General features: G+C 68.5%; 18 protein-coding genes and 1 pseudogene. 1 reads left to right on the top strand and 18 read right to left on the bottom strand.

Annotated elements, in window-relative coordinates:
- Positions 1-24 precede the first annotated feature (24 nt).
- Positions 25-372 carry a tyrosine-type recombinase/integrase gene (locus D892_RS0120255; protein WP_156959596.1) on the top strand — a complete coding sequence of 116 codons (348 nt, stop codon included), beginning with the start codon at positions 25-27 and terminating at the stop codon, positions 370-372.
- A gap of 157 nt (positions 373-529) precedes the next feature.
- Here the strand turns inward: D892_RS0120255 and D892_RS45460 are convergent.
- The 18 genes and pseudogenes from D892_RS45460 to D892_RS0120165 all read right to left on the bottom strand — a co-directional run.
- Positions 530-1,052, bottom strand: a pseudogene (locus D892_RS45460) (transposase); the annotation flags it as partial.
- Positions 1,053-1,623: 571 nt separating this feature from the next.
- Positions 1,624-2,259, bottom strand: a complete 636-nt coding sequence (locus D892_RS0120245; protein WP_024802998.1) for a hypothetical protein — start codon at positions 2,257-2,259, stop codon at positions 1,624-1,626.
- 42 nt (positions 2,260-2,301) lie between these two features.
- Positions 2,302-2,706, bottom strand: coding sequence for a hypothetical protein (locus tag D892_RS0120240; RefSeq protein WP_024802997.1), 405 nt, complete (start codon positions 2,704-2,706; stop codon positions 2,302-2,304).
- Positions 2,707-2,717: 11 nt separating this feature from the next.
- Positions 2,718-10,172, bottom strand: coding sequence for a putative T7SS-secreted protein (locus D892_RS43825; protein ID WP_024802996.1), 7,455 nt, complete (start codon positions 10,170-10,172; stop codon positions 2,718-2,720).
- Between the two features lie 2 nt (positions 10,173-10,174).
- Entirely contained in the window at positions 10,175-10,837 is a 663-nt protein-coding gene (locus D892_RS0120230; protein ID WP_024802995.1) for a hypothetical protein, read from the bottom strand.
- Between the two features lie 22 nt (positions 10,838-10,859).
- Positions 10,860-11,246 (bottom strand): SseB family protein, encoded by a 387-nt coding sequence (locus tag D892_RS0120225; protein WP_024802994.1) that lies wholly within the window; start codon positions 11,244-11,246, stop codon positions 10,860-10,862.
- A gap of 199 nt (positions 11,247-11,445) precedes the next feature.
- Entirely contained in the window at positions 11,446-12,417 is a 972-nt protein-coding gene (locus tag D892_RS0120220; RefSeq protein ID WP_024802993.1) for a helix-turn-helix domain-containing protein, read from the bottom strand.
- A gap of 582 nt (positions 12,418-12,999) precedes the next feature.
- Positions 13,000-13,746, bottom strand: a complete 747-nt coding sequence (locus D892_RS0120215; protein WP_051499118.1) for an alpha/beta hydrolase — start codon at positions 13,744-13,746, stop codon at positions 13,000-13,002.
- Positions 13,743-14,336 carry a hypothetical protein gene (locus D892_RS0120210; protein WP_024802991.1) on the bottom strand — a complete coding sequence of 198 codons (594 nt, stop codon included), beginning with the start codon at positions 14,334-14,336 and terminating at the stop codon, positions 13,743-13,745. Before D892_RS0120210 ends, D892_RS0120215 begins: the two co-directional genes overlap by 4 nt.
- Positions 14,333-15,046: an enoyl-CoA hydratase/isomerase family protein gene (locus tag D892_RS0120205; RefSeq protein ID WP_198036948.1), complete on the bottom strand. Its 714-nt coding sequence runs from the start codon at positions 15,044-15,046 to the stop codon at positions 14,333-14,335. Before D892_RS0120205 ends, D892_RS0120210 begins: the two co-directional genes overlap by 4 nt.
- On the bottom strand, positions 15,043-16,185 hold the full coding sequence (locus D892_RS47795; protein WP_024802989.1) for a CaiB/BaiF CoA-transferase family protein: 1,143 nt from the start codon (positions 16,183-16,185) through the stop codon (positions 15,043-15,045). The genes D892_RS0120205 and D892_RS47795 overlap by 4 nt, the downstream gene beginning before the upstream one ends.
- A gap of 3 nt (positions 16,186-16,188) precedes the next feature.
- Positions 16,189-17,319: an LLM class flavin-dependent oxidoreductase gene (locus D892_RS0120195; RefSeq protein ID WP_024802988.1), complete on the bottom strand. Its 1,131-nt coding sequence runs from the start codon at positions 17,317-17,319 to the stop codon at positions 16,189-16,191.
- A complete protein-coding gene (locus D892_RS41620) occupies positions 17,316-18,374 on the bottom strand; it encodes an ABC transporter ATP-binding protein (protein WP_024802987.1) in 1,059 nt (352 codons plus the stop codon). The genes D892_RS0120195 and D892_RS41620 overlap by 4 nt, the downstream gene beginning before the upstream one ends.
- Positions 18,371-19,375, bottom strand: coding sequence for an ABC transporter ATP-binding protein (locus tag D892_RS0120185; protein ID WP_198037216.1), 1,005 nt, complete (start codon positions 19,373-19,375; stop codon positions 18,371-18,373). The genes D892_RS41620 and D892_RS0120185 overlap by 4 nt, the downstream gene beginning before the upstream one ends.
- Positions 19,359-20,288, bottom strand: coding sequence for an ABC transporter permease (locus D892_RS0120180; RefSeq protein ID WP_024802985.1), 930 nt, complete (start codon positions 20,286-20,288; stop codon positions 19,359-19,361). Before D892_RS0120180 ends, D892_RS0120185 begins: the two co-directional genes overlap by 17 nt.
- Positions 20,285-21,394, bottom strand: a complete 1,110-nt coding sequence (locus D892_RS41615; protein WP_024802984.1) for an ABC transporter permease — start codon at positions 21,392-21,394, stop codon at positions 20,285-20,287. Before D892_RS41615 ends, D892_RS0120180 begins: the two co-directional genes overlap by 4 nt.
- Entirely contained in the window at positions 21,391-22,953 is a 1,563-nt protein-coding gene (locus D892_RS0120170; RefSeq protein ID WP_051499117.1) for an ABC transporter substrate-binding protein, read from the bottom strand. Before D892_RS0120170 ends, D892_RS41615 begins: the two co-directional genes overlap by 4 nt.
- 40 nt (positions 22,954-22,993) lie before the next feature.
- Positions 22,994-24,331: an LLM class flavin-dependent oxidoreductase gene (locus tag D892_RS0120165; RefSeq protein WP_024802982.1), complete on the bottom strand. Its 1,338-nt coding sequence runs from the start codon at positions 24,329-24,331 to the stop codon at positions 22,994-22,996.
- Positions 24,332-24,436 lie beyond the last annotated feature (105 nt).

Raw genomic sequence — 24,436 nt, 5'->3', positions numbered from 1 at the left:
GGTGTGGGCAAGGGATCGGGCTACATGTTCACCACACCCGACGGGCGGACACTCGATCCGCACTGGGTGTTGAAGGAGTTCAAGCGGCTCGTTGCCGCTGCGGAGCTGCCACCGATCCGGTTCCACGATCTCCGGCACACGGCCACGTCGCTCATGCTCGCGTCGGGGATGGCCGATATCCAGCTGGGCGAGGCCGCCGCCAACCTGTCTGTCCCCACCACGATCATCGCGGGCCGCTACGACCGGCTGCTGCCCGAACGCATGTCGCGCCGCATCGCCGACACCATGCAGGCCGCCGGCCACCGGCCGGACTACCAGGTCTGGCCCACCGGCCACCTCGGCAATATCGAGGTCAGCCTCGATTTTTCGTGAGTGTCGCCGGGGAGCCTGATCGAGTTGGTTTGGTTGCTTTCGCTGTTCGGGGCAGCGTCAGCTGCCCCGAACAGCGGGTCGGCTGCCGGGTTCCACGGGCCCGGAGTGATTCGCCTTTCCTGATTCGCAGGGACGGTTGATGCTGGTCAGGGTCTGCCAGGCGTCCGAAAGCGGTGAGTGCGAGACCCGTCCACGGGTGGTGAGCCGATAGACACGGATGGACGCGCCGGGCGTGATGGGCAAGGCGACCAGGTATCGAAAACAGCCGCAGCCGCAATGTTTTCACTTCCCATCGGCGAGCCGGATGGTCGACGAAGGCCAGGATCTGCATCCACGCGGTCAGATCCATGGCGAGGGGACCAGAGCCAGCCAGATGCGGTTGGCAGCGAAGCTGCGGAACGGGAGGTTGCGTCCGCCGGTGTCCTTCGCCGCGCGGATACGGTCTTCGCAGCGGGCCCGGCGACGGTGGCGCAGTTCCAGCTCCGGCAGGTGCCCACCTCGGGTATTGGTAACGAATGCGGTGAGGCGGTGCCCGTCATGGTCGGTGAACCGCAGTTGCCCCCCGGATGCGGTCGTTCTTTCCGGACTATCAGTCGCATGCCCGGTGGCCAACCCGCCAGATCGAGCAGCCGGGTGATCTCGGCGACCCAGGCACCGGGCCGCCGCGCACCGCCGGCGTCCACTCGGCGTCGGTGAGGCCGCGGACCTCGAGCGGGAATGGGGCTCCCGCCGGATCTTGTACGAAATCGTCTGTGTCGCACCGACGCCCCAAACGCGGTCCACGTCATCAACTCCTATCCCCCGTACCGGCGTCCGGCCGGTAGCGATTGTTGGCGAGCGAACAACCCTGCGCCGCGCAATGGATCGAGCCCATCGGACTCCCACCGCGAAATCCGGTCTCGGAAGACGCCCCTCCCAGGTGCCCGATCTCGCCCTGGACTCCGTGCGCTCGGTCCAGCAAGACCTCGCCGGAGGCCACATCGATTGTGCGGGCGGCGATTCCGCTGCTCACCGTGACCGCAGTAATCCTCCGCAAACCACTGTCGCCGACTCGGCTGATGGCGGCGATCGCCAGGGCCAGGCTCGTCACATCGTTGACGACCCACCACATCACGCTGGGCTCGGCCGCTGCCAAAGCAGCGGCCAGGTCGTAACGGTCGGAATCTCCTCAGAAGTAATCGCCTATAGCCACGCTACGGGTTTGGCGCGGGGGCTTCGCAATACGGAACGACTCCGGGGTGCCGTATTGATTCACGTTACGGTCGAAAAGCGTGAGCGCCGACCATCCCGACGGGCCCGTCCGATTTCTAGGGCGGCCATCATGACAGTAAGATCTCGACCGTCGTCGGTCATCATCGATCCGAACCCATTCACGACTACCAGCGGCTCCGCGGAAACCACTGCCAGTACATCACCCACAAACTCCGCCGCCGACGGCCATACCGCTTCGCGGTCTGAGAACACCTCGAAATTGCAGTACATCACCTGACCCACATGGCCTTTCTCTCCCGGATGACCATCGACGGCTATCGCATTGTCAGCGGTCGATACCAGCGGGCACCACGCCCGATCCCACCAGACCATGCGCACCGCACCGTCGGTCGAGCCATCCAGCTCCTCATACGGCACCCCCACTCCGGACGCTTCGGACTCGCCCGCGCGCGCCGCACACGCCTGCCCCGCACTGTCCGCGCCTTCCAACAACATTCCCACCACATCCACACCACCGAGCACCGACCACAACTCAGCCACCTCCGTCGGCGCCGCTACCCCCGTCAACTCCTCGTAACGGTGGATCTCACCGTTGGAACGCTGTACCGGTGTACCGAAACCTCGCTCCACCAGAACATCTCGAATCCGCTCCGCCAACACCGTGACCTCACCCATCGCGAGTCCTCTCCCGTACCGGTCGTGAACGGACCGATCGTGTCAGAGATCCACCGGCCGCAACACCTCGACCAGTTCCTCCGGCGTACTGCCCCCGAAGTAGTCCCCGGCCCATTTGATCGCCTCATCGATATCGTAGGAATACTCGATCCGGAAACGACCCGACCGCGCCACCGAACACTTCATCCCCACCCACTCCGAACCCTGCGCCTCGAACAACTTTTCCGAATTTCCGCGCACCCGCCGATCGATGTCATTGTGATCGAAAAGATCCACCTGCTTCCCTTCGTCGTCCTGGTATGCGACAACCTCCCAGGTGCCGACACCCGACGACGGATACACTCTGGTCGATGCCGCGTGCGTCCACTCCGGATACACGAGCGCGGCAGCCTCGGCCGTCGCCCTCACCAATTCTGAAACAATCTCGGCCTCATCGAGATCGGCCATCGTTTACTCCTTCAGACGTGATCGTCAGTGTATCTCTGGAAATCTTCTTTCCACCGGATCCCGAGTTCCTTACGTGAGAAACCAGTTCCGCCATGATTGCTGAAGCCGATCGGAATCGACCGGAAGGTATTACCGTTCGCGTCGATCATCTTGAGGCGAACCTCCACTCTTTCCGGGGTGGCGACGCCCGGTGGATCCGTCTCTATCCGAAAACGTGTCTCCCGGCCGTTGCCCGATCTTGCCCAGTCGGCAATCGCGTTCTCCATCACCCTGAATTCTCTCCGATTGAAATCACGTTCCTGCGCAAAGAGATTCATCAGCCCTCGGTCCAGAGTGGTTCGGTAGCTCGATGCGTGCCCGCCATCGTACTGCAAACTGGTGCCCGTTGGGGCCACGCCTTCGTGTCCAGCATTGGTTGCCGCAGTGCTCTCGGCGCTGTCCGCATCGCGGTCGACCTCATCTTTCTTGGCGAAATCATGGCGCACGACACCTTCGGTCATCGCGTGACGACCATTGATGGATTTGGTGCTTACCACATTGTCGCCAACCTGCGACCGCGACACCGAATGGACGTTCCCAGCCTCATCGGGTGGATAGATGATGTTTTGTTCATGACGCAACGCCGTGAAGGTCCCACCGCCACGTTTCGGATACTCGGCCGCGCGCGGATGGTAATCCCGCACAACCGTCTGATGCGGAGGATGTCCGTACACGTAGTCTCTGAACGGACTACCGGATTCCGTCATCCCGTCGACGATCCGTGTCAACTCGCCCTCGGGAATCGGTAGCGGAAAGTCGTTGCGCAAAACGCCACGAACGCCGGACTGGTTGGGATCGAGTAGGGGTGCGTTCGTCACACGCCCAGGTGGGGTGATCCGGTCCCGCACTCGGTCACGGGAATCATTGAATGGAGTCTGCTCTCCGGGGCGGGTGCTGACCGGGTTGGGGCTGCTTCCGCCCGTGCCGGGGCGTCCGGTGCTCGGGGCGGTGCTGGGGTCGGGTGCAGTGGCTGGGGTGGTGTCAGGGAGACGGCTCGCATGGACGGTCGGCTGGGTGGGAGTGGGGTCGCGCGGGGCGGGGTTGTCGGGGTCCGGGGTGGTTCGATCGCCGTCGTCATCGGGTGTTCCTGTCTTTTCGCACGATTTCTCGACCAAGCCGAGGGGGTCGCTCCACACCTGCGGGTTGTGGGGGTAGACGTTGGGGTTCGGTGCTGGGGAGAGGCCGAGGGGGTCGCGGGTCAGGAATCGTCCGGTATCCGGGTCGTAGACGCGGTGCAGGTTGTAGTGCAGGCCGGTCTCGGGGTCGTGGAATTGGCCGGGGAATCGGAGGGGGGTGCTTGCTGTGCCGTGCCAGACGGTGTGTCCCCACAGATCTGTGGTGGCGGTGGCGGTCGTGTTGCCGGTGAGTGGGTCGACGAGTTCTGTTGGGGCACCGACGAGATCGGTGATGACCGCACAGAACTCGCGGCCGGGGGTGTCCCGGTCGGTGGTTTGGGTGATCGGTGTGTGGGAGTCGGGGTGGTATTCCCAGTGGGTTGTCGTTTCCGGCGTCGTGCACTCGATCAGGCGGGTTTCGTCCCAGGTGTAGTCGGTCTGTTCGAGGACGGTGCCGGTGGTGGTCAGCCGTTGTTTGGTGGTGCGGCGGCCGAGGGCGTCGTAGGTGTAGTGCCACCATTGGTAGTCGGGGGTGTAGACGTCGGTGAGTTGGTCGAAGCCGTTGTAGCGGTAGTGCCAGGTGTCGGGTTGCCGGGATGGATGGGCGGTGGTTTTGCGGATGAGGCGGCCTGCGCGGTCGTAGTGGTAGCGGGTGCGGCCGTCGTGGATGAGCAGGTTGTTGTGGTATTCGCGGCGTGAGATCTCCGAATCATGATGCGCGGCAGTTGAATCGGGTGGTGCGGCAGAGGGAGGCGGAGGTTCCACGGCTACGGATTCCACTGCGGCACTGGTGATGTTGCTGAGCGGGTCGTAGGTGTAGTGCTCGATGCGCCGGTCGTTGTGGGCGACGGTCGTGACTCGGCCCACGGTGTCGAGGGTGTAATTGCGTTGTAGGGGAGTGTTTTCGGGGCGGGTGGTGGTGTGGGCGGTGAGGTAGCCGTCCGGACGGTAGTCGTATTCGTCGTGGCGGAGGCGGCGAGGGTTCGGCCGGGTGGACTGCCCGAGATCGAGGGCTACGAGTCGGGCGGGAAACGCTGTCACTTCTTGCTGGGTGATGCGGCCGAGGTCGGTGACTTCGCGGGTGACGGTGATTTCACCGGTGCGCCAGCCGGTGACGTGGCCGCGCAGGTTGTAGTCGAAGGTGATTTCGTGGTCGTCGATGCCGAGCCGGTCGACACGGCCGGTGATGTCGTGGTGCCAGGTGGTGTCGACACCCGTGGGGCTGGTGCGGCGGATGCGACGACTACGCGGGTCGTATGCGTGACGCACCGGCGACCGGTCATCGACCCGTTCGGACTCCAGCAAGCCCGTTGCGCTGTAGGTGAACTCGAGGGTGTGTGCGGGGTCGTTGCCGGTTCCGGTGCTGGAGCTGAGGACTCGGCCGGCCGGGTCGTAGGTGTTGCGGATCCATTCGCCGGTGTCGGTGCTGATCTCGGTGAGCCGACCCAGGATGTCGTGCCGGTGATAGCGGGTGGTGCCGGTGGCGGGGGTGACAGTGGCGACACGGCCGGCCGAGTCCCAGGTGTATCTGGTGGTGGCCGCGGCGTAGTCGGTTTCGGCGACCAGCCGTCCGGCCTTGTCGTATTCGTAGATCCAGCTCTGGCCGATGGGGTTGTGGACGGCGGTGAGGCGGCGCTCGCTATCCCAGTCGAATCGGGTGAGTGATCCGTCGGGGTCTGTGCGCGACCGCAGCAGATCGAAAGCGCCGTAGGTGTATTCGGTGACGCCGCCCGCGCGGTCGGTGTGGCTGAGGACATTGCCCTCGCCGTCGTAGCTCCACGATTCGCTGTGACCGTCGGGATCCGTTCTGCGGAGCAGATTTCCGGCCGGCGACCATTCGTAGTGCGTCGTCGACCCGGCAGCATCGATGATTCGGATAGGACGGCCTGCGGCGTCGCGTTGGATATGGGTGGTCCCGCCGAGAGGGTCGACGTACTGGATCGGTAGTCCGGCGGCGTCGGTGTGCACGGTGGTGCGGGCGCCGGCGGACACCACGGTGGCGAGGCCGCCGGTGGGGTGGTAGGTGAATTCGGTACGGGCTCCGGCGGGATCGATGACGGCCGACAGATCACCGTTGTCGGACCATTCGCGGCGGTGCACTGCCCCGTCCGCGTCCGTGATCGTGCTGGGCCGGTTGCGCCAGACGTACTCGATGTCGATCGAGCTTCCGTCGGGGCGAGTGATCGTCGTCGGATCGCCCGCGCCGTTGTAGCGGTAGGTGGTGCTGGTGGCCCTGTCGGGACCGGTGACGGTAAGCGGCCTGCGGTCGGTGTTGTAGTCGTAACGGAATCGACCGCCATCGGGGGTGATGAGGTCGCGCAGTTGCAACTCGCGGTCGAAACCGTAGGCGGTGACTGCACCCTGGGAGTCGGTGACCTGGGTCAACCGGCCGGTGCCAGTCGGGAACTCCAGATAGTCGAAGTCGCAGTTCAGAATTCCGGCGCTGCCGCGTTGATGGATCACACGACCGGACTCGTCGTAGGTGTTGACCATCTGGTTGCCGTTGGAGTCGGTCCAGGAGGTCATCCGGTCTTCGGCGTCGTAGGTGTAGCGCGTCGTGGCGCCTGCCGGGTCGGTAACGGCGACCAGAGTTCCTGCGGCATAGGTGAATTCCCACATCGGCACGGAGAGTTCACCCAGATCGGGATCGTTCGTTACGAGGGACAGGCCGGTGATCCGGCCGTGGTCGGAGGCGATTCGGACGCGGTAGCCGCCCGAGTGCGAGACCTCCACGGGCACACCGTCGGCGTCGTAGTGGAAACGAATCCGGTTGTGGTGGCGGTCGGTGATCGCCGAGACGGCGTAGTTGCCGAGTTGGGCATCGAGGCCGTTCATCGCAGGCTCGGCCGCGAAATGCCAGATCAGCTCGCGTCGCTGGTCCCACACGCGGTAGGCGCCGGTCTCGGTGCGGGTCAGCGACCACTGCCGGCCCTCGGTGAGCGGGTGCGCGGGCTCGCCTACCTCGGCATGTGGGTAGGCGAGCATGATTCCGTCCTCGCCGAGGAAGGTGATGCCCGCGTCCTCGATGACCAGCCGGACGTCCAGTGTCGCCGACCAGGTCGGGCCGAACCAGCGGCCGAAGCGGTAGTTCGAATGGTGGGTGCGGCGCAGTGTCAGCGGCAGGACACCCGGCAGGTCGACATCGATCTCGGGGAGCAGGAATTCGCCGGTACTGATGTCGACCGGGTCCTTGGAACAGGCCTTCTCGTCCGGTGTCCGGTCGCGCTCCGACCCCGACGATCGCGTATGGTCGTGCACGTTGCGGTCGTCGCCCGCGCGGTCGCGTGCTGTCGGATTGTCGCGGTCGCGCTCGTGCGGATTGTTGTCCTTCGGCGAGTCGTCTGGTTCGGGATCCCGTTTGTCACCGTGGTCCGGTGTCTTGTCCGGATCGTGGTGCGGGGTACGCGTATCCGGGCCGTGATCTGGCCGCGTGCCCGGACGGTGCGCGGGGTCATCAGGTTCGGTTCTGGTCGGCGGCGTTTCGTGCGCTCGTGTCGGGGGGTTGTCGGGTGTCGGATGTGGTCTCGGTGTGGGTGACGAGTCTGGTGCGGCACGGGCACTCGGTGTCGAATCCGGGCGGGTGCGTGCTGCTGGATCGGGTTGTGGGCGTGCTGTGGGTGTGCTGTCGGGCGTTCGTCCCCGAGGTGTGGGCTCGGGTATGCGGGCCGTTGGGGTGTTGTCGGGTGTGCGTGTTTGGTGTGTGGGATCCGGTGCGCGTGTGAGGGATCGGTGTGGGCGCGCCGGGGAGTCGGATGCGCGTGCGGGGGAACTGGATTCGGGGGTGGGCTTGTGTGGCGGCATCGAATCCGGAGGGGTGCGCGGCGGTGTGGAGCCTGGGTCCGCGTGTGGTCCCGGGGAGTGCGGCACCACCGTCGGTGCGGATTGTTCCGGACGTGTTGTCGATGGGTGGGCCTGGTCCTCGCGTGTTTGGGGTGTCGAGTCGGGATTTGTGCGCGGGGTGGTGTCGGGGGTGTGCGCGGGTGGCGCGTGATCGGAGTCCGTGCGAGTCGTGGGTCCGTTCGCATCGGGGCGTGCGGCGGATGGGCTGTCCGGATTCGTGTGCTGGGACGGTGCCTGGTCCTGCGCGGATCGGGAGTTGGGAGACGAGTCGTGCTCGGTGCGGGTGGTCGGTGGCGGATCGGCGTGGGTCGTCGGGTTGGCCGCCTCCAGGTGGGGATTGGTGCGCGTCTGCGGCGGGTCGGGGTCCGCGCGGGGAGCCGGGGCAGGGTCGGTGCGCGGGGCCGATGTGGGGTCCGGGTCTCCACGGTGCGTGGGGAACGGGTCGGGTTCGCCGCGTGTGGTCGGGGCCGGGTCCGGGTCGGTACGCGGTGCGGGAAAGTCCGGCTGTGTGGGGGCAGCCGGTGCGAGGTCCGGTTCGGTACGTGGCGCGGGAAAGTCCGGCTGTGTAGGGGCAGCCGGTGCGAGGTCCGGTTCGGTACGTGGCGCGGGAAAGTCCGGCTGTGTAGGGGCAGCCGGTGCGAGGTCCGGTTCGGTACGTGGCGCGGGAAAGTCCGGCTGTGTGGGAGCAGCCGGTGCGAGGTCCGGTTCGGTACGTGGCGCGGGAAAGTCCGGCTGTGTGGGAGCAGCCGGTGCGAGGTCCGGTTCGGTACGTGGCGCGGGAAAGTCCGGCTGTGTAGGGGCAGCCGGTGCGAGGTCCGGTTCGGTACGTGGCGCGGGAAAGTCCGGCTGTGTAGGGGCAGCCGGTGCGAGGTCCGGTTCGGTACGTGGCGCGGGAAAGTCCGGCTGTGTAGGGGCAGCCGGTGCGAGGTCCGGTTCGGTACGTGGCGCGGGAAAGTCCGGCTGTGTAGGGGCAGCCGGTGCGAGGTCCGGTTCGGTACGTGGCGCGGGAAAGTCCGGCTGTGTAGGGGCAGCCGGTGCGAGGTCCGGTTCGGTACGTGGCGCGGGAAAGTCCGGCTGTGTAGGGGCAGCGGGCTGAGGACTGGGCTGGTCCGATGTCGCCGACGAGGGGGTGCCCCCGGTGGTGTCCGCGCGTGGCGCGGGGGGTTCCGGGCGGCTGCCCGCGTCGACGGGGTTCGTGTCCGGGGTGTGGCCGAAGTTGGTATGCGGGGCTGGTCCGGCACTGGGCTGTGGTGCGGGACCGGCAGATGTGTTGCCACGGGCCTGGGGGTTGGAGCCGTGGGTGCCAGGTGCGGGGTTGTCGGGCAGTCGTCTGCCGAGGTCGCCCGCATCGCCGGCGAGGCGGCCGATCCTGCCGGCACCGGCGGCGCGCTTGAGACCGCTGATCCCGAGCTTGGCGGCGCCGCCACCGCCGCCGGTGGCCACGCTGAGCAGGAGGTCACCGGTCAGCGCACCGGCGAATTCGAAGGGATTGCGCCGCGCGTCGGACAAGATCGCCGACATCGTCGCGCCCGGATCGGCCACTGCCACAGTCAATCCGGTCACGAGATTCGACAGGCCGGCCGCGTACTCGGCCGGGTGGGTCAGGTTGTAGACGTCGGTCGGGTTGATCTGGCGGACGAACTGCACGAGCCCGGTGAAGCTGGTCGCCAGCCCCGCCGCCATGCTCAGCTCCGCGTGTTCGCGGATTCCGCGCAGGTCGGAGAGGTTGGCCATCCAGCGTTCGGTGAACGGCGGTTCCTTCGGCGCCTTCTCGGTGGCGGCGGCAAAGGCACTCACCGCGACGGCGGCGCCGTTGTCGCGCTGCGTCCGGGCGCCGCGCAGGATGTCGCGGGCCTCGTTGCGCATCGAGGTCCAGGTGTCGACCAGCGGAGTCTGCGCCTGCTGCTCGCCGGACAGCGCATTCCACCAGGTCTTCTGTCTGCGTTCCTCGGCGTCGGCGGCCTTCCATTTCTCGATGGCGTCCGCCGCTTTTCCCTGGGCGGTCTTCACCTCGTTGTGCCAGGCTTCCATGGCCTCGGCCGCCGCGGTCATCGCTTCGGCGCCGTCGAACCACAGCTTCGGCTGCTTGTCGTAGACCTCGTTGAACGCGTCCGCGCCCTCGCCGACCCATTCGGCGGCATCGATCTTCCTCAGTGCCCGGCCGGTGGAGTCGATCGCACGGGCCATATCCTTCAACGTCCGGGCGGTGGAGCCGATCTCGGCAGGCTCGCCCCGGATCAGTTCCTTGGGATCGTCCGTCTCGCCGAGTTCCTCCTCGTCGACGTTGCCACCGGTGGCCGAGGCAATATCGTCGCCGAGGTCGTCGAGGCCCTCGCCGAGACTGTCCAGGCCGATCGCGTCCGCCCCGTCCCCGACGACATCCAGCGTGGAGTCGGCGAGCTGTCCGAGCTCCTCGGCGCCCTTCTCGACGCCCTTCTCGATCGCGTCACCGATATCGTCGAGGAACCCCAAAGCTACTGCCCCCCTTGCTCCTTCATGATGTCAGCAGCCTTCTTCGCGGCACCGGTGTTCCATCCCGGTGTCTCTCCGGTGGCGGCGGGAGCGGCGAGGCCGGCAGGTCCCAGCTGCGGCACGACCACCGCCGTGACCACTCCGGCATTCGCCAGTGCCTGTGGCCCGACCGCATTGATCACCTTGCCGTTGGTCTGCATCGTCTGCCATGCCCGCTGGAACGACTGCGGGCTGTAGTCGGCGTTGCGCACATGGTTGAACGTGTTGTCGGAGAAGGTTTCTCCCCAGGAGCGCTTGGTGATCTGCTCATCGGACAGGTGCGGATTACCCATCGTGTGGGTCCACATCTTCTTGATGGTTCCCGCGGCCTTGCTCTCCATTTCGTGGTACCGGCCCGCCGCTAGATCCAGGGTCCGCGCGATCGAATTGCCGGCCTGCACCAGCGATCGCACGCCCCACGACCAGCGCTCGGTGAACTGCTCGAAGGTCTTCTGGACCGTGTGCTTGCCTGCCTCCAGCGTCGACAGCGTCAGCAGCGAGAAGCCCCGGCCCATGTTGCCGGTCTCACCGATGCCCATCTCCGACAGTTCCCCGATGGTCGCCTCGATCCCCTTCGCGGCCTGCTGCAGCACCGCAGGGTCGACCTTCACCTGCTTCGTCGTCATGACGGTCTCCTGAATTCCCTTGTTACTCGGACACATTCGGCGGGAATGCCATCGGTGCCGCCCCCACGACATCGACCGCGACGCCAGTGGGCCGATCCCGCGACTCGGCATACGCAAGCAGCCGCCACCCCCACAGCGAGTGATATGAGTACCGGCGATCCGGTTCGATGCCACCGTCCGTCATGCGGCCACGAGCCGCCGTGTACCGGGCATACTCCTCGACACTGGTGAAGGCACACAGCCAGTCGATGCCGCCCACCTGGGATACCTGAACACGATCGTCATCGCTCACCGGCACCAGCAGAGCGGCCGCGCGAAGCGCCGCCAGCAGCGCCTCCCGCTGCCCGAAACCGGCGTAGAACGCGACGATTTCACCCCGCAGAGCATCCCGGCCGTCGTTATAGGACATCCCCCGCGATCCTTCGAATGGTCGTATGCATCGAGTCATCCCCTCCTCGACTCGGGCTCCCCGGCCCACGGAATGGGTTCGCGCAGTGGAGAACCCCCGGTTCCGATCACCTCTGAATGCGATCGGAAACGATTGGCATCGAGTTCAGTATGTCGGGAACGGAAGTATCGGTCCTTGACTATTCGCGCAGCGGACTTGTCTATTCGCGCAGCAGGGCGTGATGGCGGTAGTCACTGGGCGACGCGCCGAAGGCCCGGCGGAAGACGCGGCTGAAATGGGCCGGGTCGGTGAACCCCCACCGGACGGCGATCGAGTGGATGGGCCGGCCGCGCAGGCGCGGATCGGCCAGATCGCGCCGGCACCGTTCCAAGCGGTGCCGGCGTATCCAGGCCGCCGGGGTGGTCTCGTCCGCGGCGAACAACTGTTGCAGCGTGCGCAGGGAGATATGGTGGGCCGCTGCGATCGTCGCCGGAGTCAAGGCGGGGTCACCGAGCCTCTGCTCGATGAAGCCGTTGATCTGCCACCGCAGCGCACGCCGACGCGACTCGGGAGCCGGCATCCCCTCCGCATCCAGGGGCGCGGCGAGGACCGCCGACAGCAGGTCCACGGTGACGGAGGTGAGCGTGGACGCGTCGGCGGGAGTGAACTCCCCCGCCCGCGTGATCAGATCGGTCAACCAACGGGCGAAGACCGCGCCCATGCCGTGGCGTGCGCCGAAGGTGGTGGCAGTGAGCCGGTCGATCCCGTTGACGGGCAACGGCAGCAGCGTCCGCGAGATCTGCAGCGTGATCGCCCGATCGCCGAGACCACTGGAACGCCAGCCCTCGAACGGGTGGGAGGTGTCGAACAGGACGAACTCACCGGCACCGATGCTCGCCTCCCTGTCCGCCTGGGCAATCGCGGCCGCCCCGTCCAGCACCAGGTTGACCTGGTATGCCTCCGGATCGGACTGCCGGATCAGCTTCGGCGTCCGCCGCACGCGCACCGACGGGTACGCCATCGCGGAGACCTGCATGCCTTCCCAGGTCAACGTCCGCGCCGAGGCAGGAAAGCCGTCGTCGGTAATGGCGCGCAGTCGGGTGGGAACAAGCTCGCGATCCATCAGGTCCAGCCAGCACTCCAGCTGGTCGGCGCTCGACAATCCCTCCGTGCTGAACTGCGTCGCAAGCATCGCTATCAAACTCCCTGACACGCCCAATATTCGAGTATGGCGCAGGGCGGGCGGGCGCGTCGACGCGACCCGGTAGTCGACACCCCTCGGTCTTCACGGGCGACACTGCGCGCCATGTCGTCGAACCGCTCACGCCCCACCGCTCATCGGCGCTCACCCAGCGTGGCCGTGGGCGGCGGCTCAGGTGGGCTTGCCCGTGGGCATACCACGGCTGGTAGCGGCCATCGGGCTTGCTGTTGCGTGCGATCTCCCGGTGCGGCTTGTCGCGCCGCCGATTCTCACACCCAAGCCGTTAACCAAATGATCGCGTGCCGTATTCAGCTGTTCTAAAACTGCCTATGCGCCCCCTCTCGAGGGGTTTCTCGGCGATCGCTGGCAGCGGATCCGGATGTAGCGCCGTCAACAGGACACGCGTCACCGTCATCGTCCGGCGGCTCCCGATTACACGACCGCGGCACAACTCGCCGTCATGAATCGGTTCGACCACCGGTGAGAGAGAACCGCCCAGCGAGCAGCCCGGGTTCGCCCACCGCGGCCGAGCTTCTCGGATGTCCGGGACAAGGCGGCCCGGCCCTCATGCGCTCAACCCAGCCCGGTCACGATCGGCGGGACGCCGGGGCCCAGTCGCAGCGATTCGAGGAACAGCACGATCGTCGCCGCGACGGAGCGGTGTGCGACATCGTTGAGCACGTCGTGTCGGCCGCCCCGGACAAGGCGGACATCGGTGCGTGGCGCCTGCGCGTACACGTCGAGCGCCGCAGCGAGCGGCGTGATGCGGTCGTCGGTGCCGTGCAGAGCGAGCGTCGGCCGGTCCTGTACTCGGAGGGTGACTGTTTCCCACGGCACCGGCGCGGCTATCGCGCCGCGGGCGAACTCCTCGTCCGCCGATATCACGGCCCGGTGCACCGGGCACGCGGTGCGGGCGTCGACTTCGTCCGCCCACTCGGCTCCCACTGCTCCGGGCGCAGAACTTCGCAGCGCGGACTCCGGGAGCGCGATCGCCGCCAGCACAACACCTTCCACAGGCAGTTCCGACGCAAACCGCGCCGCGAGCGCGGCGCCGCTGTCCGAGCCGAGCAGGACTCGCGGCCCTGGCAGGGACTCATCCGCCAACAGCTCTTCTACGGCGGCGCGGGCGGCGGCGACGTCCTCGAGCCCCACCCGCACGTACCGCACCCGGTACCCGTCGGCGGCGAGCCGCCGGCCGAGACGCCCGTAGGAGGCGGCGGTCTCGCCGCGCCCGGGGAACAGTACGACGGTGCCGCGCGGCGTGGCGCCCTCGGGCTCGTCCCAGGCGCCGGTGGTTGCGTGTGTCCGCATCGTTGTCATTCGGTCGCTCCTCCCGCCCAAGCGGACGTGAACCAGTGCACCGCACCGGTTTCCGGGTTGTAGGACCGCCGCGGGAGGGTCCCGATATCCGCGCCGTACACGTGGATTCCGATCACCGGCTCGTCGCCACCGCAGCGCACCTGGTGCACGTCGTCGTCGGTGGTGCAGCACACCGTCACCTGACCGGTGGTCCACGCCGAGGTGCCCGCCTCGACGAGGGGCACTCCCTCGGCCGTCGGCTTCCGGAATCGGGTCTCGATCTCGGTACCGCGGTGGATCCCCACGACACCCCACGTTTCGTGGCCGTGTACCGGGGTCCCCTGGCCGACGTTCCACACCGCGCCGGCGATGGAGAAGGCCCCGCCCGGGGCGACGTGCAGCGGGTACATGACGTAGTGGTCGGGATCGGGTCGCGTCTTGTCCGGCGGCAGGTCGAATCCCGCGGCCAGTACGGCGGCGAGGTCGTCGCGGATGGCGGCGGTCAGCGCACGCTCGTCGGGGATGGCGGCGATCAGTCGCGCGACGCTGTCAGCGAACGCCGCCAACTCGGGTACATCGGTCTGCACCGGGACGATCGGGGGTCGGGTCATTCCAGCTCCTCACTGTGAGATCGGGGCGATAGGACGCGGCGTCGGTATGCGGTCAGCCGGTCGTGCAGGCCGGGCGTGGCCACGGACCGGGCCAGTGCGGCGAGCGCGGCGTCGGCGTCGTACACCGGTCGCGCCGCGGCCAGCAGCGCGGGCCGGGTCGCCGGATCGATGCGGGCCCAGGCGTCGAGGATCCCGGAGAGCTCGCCGGGCGTGCCGGTCACCAGTCCCCCGCTGTCCGCGACGGTGACCGTGTCACCGCCCAGGAACACCGAGGGATCGGCGATGCTGCGCAGGCGGGCCGTCCCGAGGACCACACCGAAACGGGCCCCGGGGAAGGCGAAGCGGGCATCCGGTCCGGCGAGCCGGTGATCGCACGCGGCGACCAGGTCCGCCCCGGCCCCGACCGCCCTTCCCTCGACTACGGCCACCGTCAGGTACGGCGCGGTGACCAGCCGTTCGAGCAACAGCCCGATCCGCAGGAACCGCTGGGCGAGCGACGCGTCCGACTCGCGGGACAGCCCGGCCAGATCGAACCCGGCGGCGAAGTGGCGTCGATTCCCCTCCAGCACAAGGGCTTCCGGGCGGGCTGCCGCCGCCTCGTCGAGCACGTCGTGCAGGGCCTCGACGAGCGCGGGCGACAACGCGTTGGCCGCCTCAGGGCGGTCGAGGCGGACCTGCCAGGCGGCGCCGCGGCGGACGGCGAGGGTCACGCGCCGCACCACTCGTCGAAGACGTCGTCGTCGCCGCCCAGGCGGGGCGCCGCTCGGTCGAGCCGTGCGTCCTGGCCCTCGATCCGCACCGGGAAGACGACGGCCGGGGTGGGCCCGGCGACCGGGACGTCGAGCGAACCGACCAGCCCCGTGCCGCGCACGTGCTCGCCGGACAGGACGTCGCCGAACGAGTTGACCGGGCCGGACGGCACTCCCCGCGCACGAAGTTCGGCGAGCCAATGGTCGACCTTCTCGGTCACGAACCGGGCCTGGAGGATCGCCGCCAGCTCGGCGCGGTGCGCGACCCGGTCCACCTGGGTCAGGAAACGTGGATCGTCGACCAGCTCGGGCGCACCGACCACCTCGGCGACCGCGGCCCAGAGCCGATCGTTGCCGGCGGCGACGGTGAAATCACCGTCGGCCGCGGTGAACCCCTGGTATGGCGCGTTGCGGGGATGTGCGGTACCCAGCCTGGCCGGCTCCTCCCCCGAGCCCCAGAACTCGCTGGTCTGCAGTGCCGAGACGCCGATAAGGCAGTCGAGCATCGGGCAGTCCAGCCGCACGGACCGGCCCTCGGCGCGGACCTGGGGCAGCACGGCGGCGATGGTGTAGGCGGCGTACAGCCCGGCGGTGAAGTCACCCACCGGGACCCCCGCCTTCACCGGACCGCCGTCGGGGTCGCCGGTGACGCTCATCAGCCCCGACATCCCCTGGATGACGACGTCGTACGCGCCGTGGTCGACGAAGGGGCCGGTGCGTCCGTAACCGGAGATCGAGCAGTACACGAACCCGGGATGCCGCACCCGGTCGTAGCCGACGCCGAGACGGTCCAGAACCCCCGGCCGATAGTTTTCCACCAGCACGTCGGCGGCGGCGACCAGAGCGCGGACCCGCGACAGGTCACCGGGGTCGCGCAGGTCGGCGACGACCGACCGCTTGTTGCGATTGATCGAGGCGAAGTTGTGGCTGAACCGCTCGTCACCGTCGTCGGCGAAGGGCGGCCATGCGCGCATCTGGTCGCCGGTCGGCGGCTCGACCTTCACTACGTCGGCCCCGAGGTCCGCGAGCAGCATCCCGGCGAACGGGCCGGCCGCGACGTGGGCGAACTCCACGACGCGCACACCGTGTAACGGCCGCATCCGCTAGACCGCCGCTCGGTCGGAGCGGGTCGCCTTGCGATGGGCCAGCTCCTGCCGTACCAGTGGCAGCAGGTCCCGGCCGTAGTCGATCGCATCCTGGAGCGGGTCGTATCCGCGGATCAGCACGGTGTCCACCCCGATCTCGATGTAGTCGAGGAGGGCGGCCGCCACCGTCTCGGGCGAACCGACCAGCGCGGTGGAGTTGCCGCCACCGCCCACCGCCTTCGCGGTGGGGGTCCACAGGCACCGGTCGTGCAGCTCGCCCTTCTCGGCGACGGCCAGCAGCCGCTGTGAGCCCGCGTTCTGCGGTTCGGCGCCGCGCGGGTGCAGTTGGTTGGCGCGCAGGTTGTGCGCCGCGCCGACGCCGGCGTTGATGGTGCCCAGGATGCGGTGTGCCCGTTCCCAGGCGGCGTCGTCGGTGGCCCCCAGGATCGGCCGGAACGACACCGAGATCCGGGGCCGGCGGTCGCGGCCCGCCGCCACCGCGCGGTCGGTGATGGTGGCGATCTGCTCGGCCGTCTCACGCAGGGGCTCGCCCCAGAGCATGTAGGTGTCGGCATGCCGGGCGCCGACCGTGTAGGCCGCCGGGGAGCTGCCGCCGAAGAAGAGCTCGAGGTGCCTGTCCTCGTAGGGAGGAACGTGCGGGTGGAAACCCTCGAATCGGTAGTAGTCGCCCGCGAAGTCGCGGGGCCCGGTCGTGTCCCACGCGGCGCGCAGGACCCGCAGGTATTCGTCGGTCCGCGCGTACCGCTCGTCATGGGGCAGATAGTCTCCCTCGCGACGCTGCTCCGCGTCGGTGCTTCCGGTGACGATGTTGAGGGCCACGCGGCCGCCGGAAAACTGGTCGAGGGTCGTGAACAGGCGCGAGGCCAGCGTGGGGTGCACGACCCCGGGCCGGTGCGCCACGAGCAGACCGAGTCGTTCGGTGTGCGCGGCTACGGCCGCCGCCACCTGAGAGCCCTCGGGCCAGCCGGAGCCGTACCCGATCAGCACGCGGTCGAATCCACCGTCCTCGTGCGCCCGGGCGAACCGGATCGTGTAGCCGGGGTCGATCGCCGCTCCGTCGCCCGCCCGCGTTTCGGAGGCGTCGGCCGTGCCGATCATGCCCAGGATCTCGACCTCGTCGTATCTCATCGTTCGCCTTTCGCGCGGGTGCCGGTGTGCGCCGGCGGGGTGTGGGTGTTGTCGGTTGCCTCACCGGACCACCGGGCGGCGAGATGGCAGGCGGCGGACCACCGCTCACCGACCTCGAGCTGCGGTGGCTGGATTGCGCAGTCGGCGAACGCGAACCGGCAGCGGTCGGCGAACACGCATCGGCCGGGGTCCGCGGCACCGGCGGTGCCGCGGTCGACGCGGACGTCGGCGGGCCGGATCGCCGACCGTTCGCCGAGGCTCGGTGCGGACGCGACCAGCAGTGCCGTGTACGGGTGGGCCGGCCGCGTCAGTACTTCGCGCAGGGGTCCCTGCTCGACCAGTCGGCTCCGGTAGAACACCGCCACGCGGTCGCCGATACCGGCCAGCGAGGAGAGGTCGTGCGCGATGATCACGACCGCGACGCCCAGGTCGCGCCGCAACCGATCGAGGAGGTTCAGCACCAGGTTGCGGTTGGAGACATCGAGCGCGCTGACCGGCTCGTCGCAGATGAGCAACCGCGGTTCCGTCACGATGGCGCGCGCGAGGGACACCCGCTGCCGCTGGCCTCCCGACAGCTCGCCCGGGCGGCGGTCGCGCACCGCCCCGGGATCCAGGCCGACCTCGCGCAGCGCGCGTTCGGTCCGCTCGCCGCGGGCGGTGGCGTCGAGGCCGCCCGCCACCTCGAGCGGCTCGCCGACGAGGCGCGCGACGGTGAGGTCGGGGTCGAGCGAGCGCAGCGGGTCCTGGAACACCAGCTGGATCCGGCCCTGCCGCCGGAAGTCGCGCAGGTCGCGGCCGCGCAGGCTGGTCAGGTCCCGGCCGTCGAACTCGATGGTGCCGCCCGCCGGGGTCGTCAGCCCGACGGTCGCGCGGGCCAAAGTCGTTTTGCCGGAGCCGGTTTCGCCGATGATCCCGACGATCTCGCCCGGGTGCACCTCCAGGCTCGCGCCGCGCAACGCGGCGCCGGTGCCGAGGCCCACGCCCCGGCGCGGTACCCCATAGGCGACGGACAGGTCGGTGATCCGTAGCAATGGTGCGGTGACCGCGGTACTCATGCGGCCGCCCCCTCTCGGATGCACCGTGCGAGATGTCCCGGACCGACCTCGCGGAACGGGATCACACCGTCTGCGCAGCCGGGCTCGGAGTGCGCGCACCGCGCGGCGAAACGGCAGCCGGTGATCTCCTCGCCCGCGGCCGGTGGCTGCCCGTCGATCGTCTCCAGAGTGCGTCGCGACCAGTCGCCCAGCGAAGCGACGCGCAGCAGAGCCTGCGTGTACGGGTGACGCGAATTGCGCAGTACCTCCTCGGTCGGCCCGCTCTCGACGAGTTCACCCGCGTACATCACCATGACGCGGTGACTCGTCCGGGCGACCACGGCCAGGTCGTGCGTCACCAGCAGCAGACTGAGCCGATGGCTGCGCTGCAGTCGCTCGAGCAGATCCAAGATCTCGGCTTGGACCACGGTGTCGAGCGCGGTCGTGACTTCATCGGCGATCAGTAATTCGGGGGCGAGGGAGATCGCGACGGCGATGAGAACTCGCTGCAGCATGCCGCCCGAGAGTTGGAACGGATACAGCCGAGAGACCCGCTCCGCATCGTGGATCCCCACCTCACGCAGAAGCTCGAGGCTGCGGCCCCGCGCGGCACGACGAGCAAGGCCCCCACGCACACGCAATTGCTCCGCGACCTGGTAGCCGATAGTGAGCGATGGGTTGAGGTACGAGCCGGGGTCCTGGAAGACGGCAGCCAGCCGGGCGCCGCGCAGCCGCCGCCAGGTGGCAGGCCGGGCGCTGGTGAGATCGACCGCGGCCCCGCCCGAGCCCAAAGTGACTGTGCCACTCGCGATCCCCGCGCCGGGCGGAAGCAACCCGAGGACGGCGCGGCAGGTCAGTGTCTTGCCGCACCCCGACTCCCCGACCAGGGCGACGGTCTCACCCCGCGGAATCTCGAAGGAGACCTCCCGCAGGGCCCGTCGGCCGTCGGCGACGTCGACGTTCAGGCCGTCGACGCGGAGCACCGGCTGGTCGGTGCCGGTCGGATCATCGGGCAGTGACACGGTCGAGCTCCTCGGTGGGGTATGCGGATTTCGGCTCGGCGGCCGGGAGCGACGGGCCGCGGCCGAGCAGCCGCGCGAACAGTCGGCGCCGCGCGCGGGGCGCATCGGAGCCCGCCTCGCGGAGGCAGTCGGCCAGGATGTTGAGGGCACCGACGGTGAGCATCATCGGTATGCCGGGCAGCAGCGGCGCCCACGGTTGCAGCTCCAGGTATCCGAGGTCCGACGCCAGCATGCCGCCCCAGGTCGGGGCCGGCGGCGTGACACCGACGCCGAGAAAGGTGAGCGAGGCGATGACCAGCAGCGCGGCTCCGGTGGCCTGTGCCGCCGCCACGGCGACGTTCGGCAGCACCTTGCTCCACATGTGCGTGCGCAGGATCCACCAGGTGGACGCGCCCATCAGCTCGGCGGACTCGACGTACTGGGTGGTGCGCAGGCCGAGGGCGACGGCGCGGCTGATGCGGAAAAAGGTTGGGGCGGAGAGGATTCCGACCGCGATCATGGCCTGGTTCATGCCGTTTCCGAGAGTCGCGGCCACCGCGATCGTGAAAATGGTGAAGGGGAGCACGGTCAGCGTCTCGGACATGCGCAGCGCGAACCACTCGCCGGCCCGCCCCGCCCACACGGACGCGAGGCCGGTGGGCACGCCCAGGCACATCCCGACGAGGACCACCTCCACCGCGCCGAGGACGGACAGCCGAGTCCCCGCCATCAGGCGACTGAGTACGTCACGGCCGACGTAGTCGGTGCCCAGTAGATGGCCGGCGCTGGGCCCCTGCAGGATCTCCGGGGATTGGCGCAGCGCGTCGTAGGGCGCCAGCGCGCCCCCGAAGACGACGAGGAAAACCACCACGGCGAGGATCACCAGGCAGACCCGGGCGCTGGGGATCGAGAGGAGTCTGCGCAGCGTCGTCATCGTCGGCCTCCTGTGTTCTGCGGGACATCCGCACCCGGTCGCACCGATGACCGGCTGCGCGATCGCCGGTTATCGGTGCTCCGTAAGGCGGTGCCGCGGCGTGTGGCCGGGTCGAGCAGGATCTGCAGCGCGCCGAGCGCCAGCGTGCCGAGCAGCACGACGCCGGAGGTGACCAGCAGCGTGCCGAGGACGACGGGCACGTCGCCGCGCTGGGCGGATTGCAACGCCAACTGGGCGACCCCGGGCAGGTTGAACAGCTTCTCGGTCATCACGGCGCCACCGATGATCAGCGGGAGCGCGTTGGTCACGACGGCGAGTGTCGGCGCGACCGCGTTGCGCAGCACGTGGCCGAAAAGCACCCGGCCCCGGCTGTATCCGCGCATGCGGGCGCCGATGGCGTAGTTCTGCGCCTGGGCGGTCACCAGCGTGGTGCGCAGTTGGCGCGCGATATTCGCCGCCACCTCGAGTGCCAGGGCGAGCGCGGGCAGCGTGGCGTAGCGCAGCCACTGCACCGGGTCGATGGCATACGGCGAGTAGCCGCCGGCCGGGAAGAGGCGGGCCTGCACGGCCAGCAGCACGATCAGCGCGATGCCGATGACGAAGGGCGGCATCGTGGCCAGTACCGAGCAGACGACGCTGACGATCCGGTCGACCGCCCCGCCGGGTCTCGCGGCGGCGACGATACCGGCACCGAAGCCGAGGACGAGCGCAAGCAGCAGCGCGTACAGCGCGATCGACAGATCCACCGGAAACGCGAGCTGAACCGACCGGGAGACGGGGACCGTGGTGAACCACGACCGCCCGAGGTCGCCGTGCAGGGCGTCCCAGACCCAGGCGAGATAGCGCACCACGAGCGGCCTGTCGAGCCCGAACTCGTGGTTGAGCCGCGCGATGTCGCCCGGCGTCGCGGTCTCGCCGAGCACCACGGCGGCGGGGTTGTTCTTGCTGAGCGCCCCCAGCGCGAACGTGATCATCGATGCGAGGACGAGCACGGTGGCCGAGGTGAGGAGCAACCGGGCACACCTGCGGACCGGGGCCGCCAGCAGGCCGAAGGAGGTGCGACCGGGTGCGACCGGATCGGGGGGCGCCGCCGTCACCGCCGTCATGCGGACACGCCTTCCCAGCGGAGCAGACTCGGATGTTGCTTCAGCGCCGCGAGCGACTTGCGCCGGACGAGAATGCTCGGAACCTCGTACAGAAAGGTGTTGGGGAATCGGGTGACCGCGAGCCGCGTCGCCTCCTGCAGGGCAGCAGGGTACGACGGAGCATCGGTCGGGGTCGCGGCGACTTTCGCCAACTGCGCGACCAGCTCCGGATCGCCGGCGCGTGCCGGATTCATCAGCCCGGTGGAGCTGAACAGGACCTGGAACGCCTGCACCGGCGACTCCCGGCCCGCGAAGCCGTCATAGGCGAGTGGTTTGGCGCGGTTGAGGTAGACGATCTGGGTCCACTGTGACTGCGGCACAGGGTCGATGGTGAGTTCGATCCCGATCTCCGCGAGCTGGGCCTGGAGCTGCTCCACCGCGGCCGAGATCGGGGCCGGCGCCGACAACGTGGAGCGCACACCCCCGGACAGCCCGGCATCCGCGAGGATCTTGCGCGCCCTGGCGGGGTCGTAGGCGAACGCCTGCGCCAACGCCGCGTTGTAGCCGACGTAACCCTGCGGGAAGGGCTGGTAGTCGACGTCGCCGATGCCGAAGTTGGCGATCTTCTTGATCGCCTCGCGGTCGATGCCGTACTTCAGCGCCTCCACGACCGCGGGGTTGTCGAACGGCGGCTTCGACGTGTTGACGTCGAGCACGGCGACATACATCGAGTCGAGCACCTGCACCTCGAGACCACTCGCCTGGGCCGCCTTGATGCCCGAGGCCGGAATCTTCGCCACGTCGTACTGACCCGACGCCACCGATGCGACGACGGTCGCCGGGTCGGCGGCCGGGTAGAGCAGGAACCGAGTGATCCCGATCTGGTCCGCGAGGTGGAAATGCTCGTTCTTCCGCAGTTCCGCGTGGTCGTTGTCGACGTACGAGCTGAGCGTGAACGGCCCCGACCCGGCAGGCCGGGTCGCGAGGGCATGCGCGTCCTTCTCGAACACCGCGGGGTTGACCACCATGCCCGTCTTCCCGGCGAGCAGCAGCGGGTACTGGTAGTTGGTCCCGGTCAGGTCGATCACGACATCCCGGTCTCCCTGTGCGGCAACCTTTTTCAGGTCGGCGATCTGCGGGGCGATGAGGGAGCCGGGCGCGGAGCGCCCACGTTCGATGGACTTGGCCACCGCCGCGGCATCCAGTGGCGACCCGTCGGAGAACCTCAGCCCCGGGCGGAGCGTGAACGTGACCTGGGTGCCGTCGTGGTTGTAGGCCCACCTCTCGGCGAGCCAGCCGACCGCGTTGCCGTCGCCGTCGAGCGCGGTCAGGGCGTCGTAGGCGAGTGCGAGCATCGTGACGTCGGAGCCGGCGGAGGATGTCACCGGGTCCCAGGTGGTCGGCAGTTGCCAGGCCCACGAGACGGTGCCCGGACCGCCGCCGCCGACGGAACCGGCCCCGGCATCACTGCAGGCCGCGAGGGCGAAGAGCGCACCGGCACCGAGGCCGAGCCGGAGCATCGCCCGGCGGCTGACGGTGGCAGGCGCGGAGCGGTCGGTCCGCTGAACGCTGAGAGACATGGGCGGGCTGGTTCCTTCTCGCAACGGGTATCCGGCCCGGTCAGACGACCGCGCTGTATCGGTTCGGCGGGATCGGCAGGCCGAGGTGGCCGCGCAGGGTCTCCGAGGTGTACTCGGTGCGGAACACACCGCGCTCCTGCAGGATCGGGACGACTTCCTCGACGATCCGGCGGAAGTTGGCGGGGTGGTCGACGGCGATGTTGAAGCCGTCGCACGCGCGCGCCTGCCACCATTCGACGAGCTTGTCCGCGACCGTCACCGGGGAGCCGACGAACTCGCTCTTACGCCGCTCGCGCGTGGCCTCCACGGCCTGCCGCAGCGTCCATCCGTTGCGCTGGGCGCGCTCGGTGATCGCCTTGGCCTGGGTATAGAAGGAGCGCTCACCGTATGCCAGCGCTTCGGCGGGGAACGGTGCGTCGAGGTCGTAGCCGGTGAAGTCGTGCCATCCGAAGGGCCGCCCGAACTCCTCGAGCGCCGCGGTGAACGTGTGGTCGGCCGCGTGGTTCGCGGCCTCGATCTCCCGCGCCTCCGCGTCGGTGTCACCTAGCACGATCTGTACGCCGGGCAGGATCAGCACATGGTCGGGATCGCGGCCGAATTGCCGTGTCGCCCTGTCCTTGATGTCGTTGTAGAACGCCTGGGCGGCGGGGATGTCGGCGGCGTGGGTGAAGATGCCCTCGCCGACGCGAGCACCGAGGTCTCGCCCCTGGTCGGAGTCGCCCGCCTGAAAGATCACGGGGTGCCCCTGCTGCGAGCGGACCAGGTTGAGCGGACCCTGCACCCGGAAGAAGGCGCCGTCGTGGTCCAGCCGATGCTGTTTGCCACGGTTCAGGAATCGCCCGGTTTCCCGGTCCCGCACGAAGGCGTCGTCCTCGTACGAATCCCACAGTGCCCGAGCGAGTTCGACGAACTCTTGCGCTCGTCCGTACCGCGTGTCGTAGTCGTAGTGCTCGTCGAGCCCGTAGTTGCGGGCGGTACCCGCATCACCGGTCGTGACGACGTTCCACCCCGCGCGACCACGCGATATGAGGTCGAGTGACCCGAACCTGCGCGTCAGGTTGAACGGACTGTTGAAGCTCGTCGTCGCCGTGCCGACCAGGCCGATCCGGCCGGTCTGCACCGCCAGCGCACTCAGGAGTGTCAACGGTTCCAGACGGTTGAGGTAGTGCGGCGGCGAGTACGGCGTGATGAACTGGCTGTCGACGATGAACACCAGGTCGAACAGGCCGCTCTCCGCCAGCCGCGCGACATCGGTGAACCAGTCGATGTTCACGCTCGCGTCGCCGGGGATGTCCGGATCCAGCCAGAGAGTGTGACTGCCCGGACCGCCCGTTCCATAGGGAACGGCACCCAGATGAATCTGCCGTCTGCTTCGCACGCCGCTCACTCCCATTGTTTTCCGCGTCATCGAAATTACGGGAATTCGAACGACCTATCCAACGAGCATCCGTGATGAGAACCATCATGATTCGTAATGTGAGTG

Origin of the sequence: Nocardia sp. BMG51109, assembly GCF_000526215.1 — a bacterium.
GTDB lineage: Bacteria > Actinomycetota > Actinomycetes > Mycobacteriales > Mycobacteriaceae > Nocardia.
Note: the sequence above shows the minus strand (reverse complement) of the source record. Positions and strands in the feature narration are given on the sequence as shown.

Excerpts from the sequence above, each read along its gene's own strand:
- D892_RS0120255 (WP_156959596.1), top strand. The coding sequence starts at position 25 with ATGTTCACCACACCCGACGGGCGGACACTCGATCCGCACTGGGTGTTG.
- D892_RS0120210 (WP_024802991.1), bottom strand. The coding sequence starts at position 14,336 with ATGACCCGACCCCCGATCGTCCCGGTGCAGACCGATGTACCCGAGTTG.
- D892_RS41615 (WP_024802984.1), bottom strand. The coding sequence starts at position 21,394 with ATGACGGCGGTGACGGCGGCGCCCCCCGATCCGGTCGCACCCGGTCGC.
- D892_RS41620 (WP_024802987.1), bottom strand. The coding sequence starts at position 18,374 with ATGAGTACCGCGGTCACCGCACCATTGCTACGGATCACCGACCTGTCC.
- D892_RS0120215 (WP_051499118.1), bottom strand. The coding sequence starts at position 13,746 with ATGACAACGATGCGGACACACGCAACCACCGGCGCCTGGGACGAGCCC.
- D892_RS0120225 (WP_024802994.1), bottom strand. The coding sequence starts at position 11,246 with ATGTCCTATAACGACGGCCGGGATGCTCTGCGGGGTGAAATCGTCGCG.
- D892_RS0120220 (WP_024802993.1), bottom strand. The coding sequence starts at position 12,417 with ATGCTTGCGACGCAGTTCAGCACGGAGGGATTGTCGAGCGCCGACCAG.
- D892_RS0120180 (WP_024802985.1), bottom strand. The coding sequence starts at position 20,288 with ATGACGACGCTGCGCAGACTCCTCTCGATCCCCAGCGCCCGGGTCTGC.
- D892_RS0120195 (WP_024802988.1), bottom strand. The coding sequence starts at position 17,319 with ATGAGATACGACGAGGTCGAGATCCTGGGCATGATCGGCACGGCCGAC.
- D892_RS0120240 (WP_024802997.1), bottom strand. The coding sequence starts at position 2,706 with ATGGCCGATCTCGATGAGGCCGAGATTGTTTCAGAATTGGTGAGGGCG.
- D892_RS0120230 (WP_024802995.1), bottom strand. The coding sequence starts at position 10,837 with ATGACGACGAAGCAGGTGAAGGTCGACCCTGCGGTGCTGCAGCAGGCC.
- D892_RS47795 (WP_024802989.1), bottom strand. The coding sequence starts at position 16,185 with ATGCGGCCGTTACACGGTGTGCGCGTCGTGGAGTTCGCCCACGTCGCG.
- D892_RS0120170 (WP_051499117.1), bottom strand. The coding sequence starts at position 22,953 with ATGTCTCTCAGCGTTCAGCGGACCGACCGCTCCGCGCCTGCCACCGTC.
- D892_RS0120245 (WP_024802998.1), bottom strand. The coding sequence starts at position 2,259 with ATGGGTGAGGTCACGGTGTTGGCGGAGCGGATTCGAGATGTTCTGGTG.